This window comes from Amnibacterium soli (genome assembly GCF_039544415.1).
GTDB lineage: Bacteria > Actinomycetota > Actinomycetes > Actinomycetales > Microbacteriaceae > Amnibacterium > Amnibacterium soli.
On the sequence record NZ_BAABLP010000013.1, the window covers coordinates 1 to 583 of the forward strand.

The 583-nt window shown below is 72.0% G+C and carries 2 protein-coding genes; both read right to left on the reverse strand.

Annotation, left to right across the window (positions count from 1 at the left end; genetic code table 11):
• Positions 1 to 2 precede the first annotated feature (2 nt).
• Entirely contained in the window at positions 3 to 173 is a 171-nt protein-coding gene (locus ABEA53_RS16885; RefSeq protein WP_345482487.1) for a hypothetical protein, read from the reverse strand.
• A gap of 17 nt (positions 174 to 190) precedes the next feature.
• Positions 191 to 583, reverse strand: a complete 393-nt coding sequence (locus ABEA53_RS16890) for an Asp23/Gls24 family envelope stress response protein (protein ID WP_345482488.1) — start codon at positions 581 to 583, stop codon at positions 191 to 193.

Below are 583 nucleotides of genomic sequence, written 5' to 3' on the forward strand. Positions count from 1 at the left end.
GCTCATGAGGAGCTGCGGCGTCCGCGGAGGGCGCCGATGATCTCGCTGAGGTCGAGGCGTCCTTCGATGGCGCGGCCGATGAGGGCGCCGATGGCGATGGCGATGGCGACGAGCACGGCGGCGCCGAAGCCGAAGGCGATCCAGATGATCGCGAGGACGGCGGCGACGGCCATCCCGGTCTGGGTGGGGGTCACTGGACGCGGGGGGCGGCGTCGGTGTCGGCGTCGTCGGAGGGGATGAACACGTCGGTGATCTCGACGTTGACCTCGGTGACCTGGAGGCCGACGAGGGACTCGACGGACTCGATGACGGCGGAGCGGATGTCGTCGGCGAGGCGGTGCAGGGCGACGGGGTACTCGGCCACGACGGTGATGTCGACGGCGGCCTGGGTCTCGCCGACCTCGACGGAGATGCCCTGGCCCTGGTCGGTCTGGTTGATGCGGTTGCGCAGCGCGCCGATGGCGCGGGCGGCGCCGCCGCCGAGGTCGTGCACGCCGCGGACGTCGCGGGCCGCGATGCCGGCGATCTTCTCCACGACGCCGTCGTCGACCTTCGTCGTGCCGCGCGACGTGTCCGAGTTCAG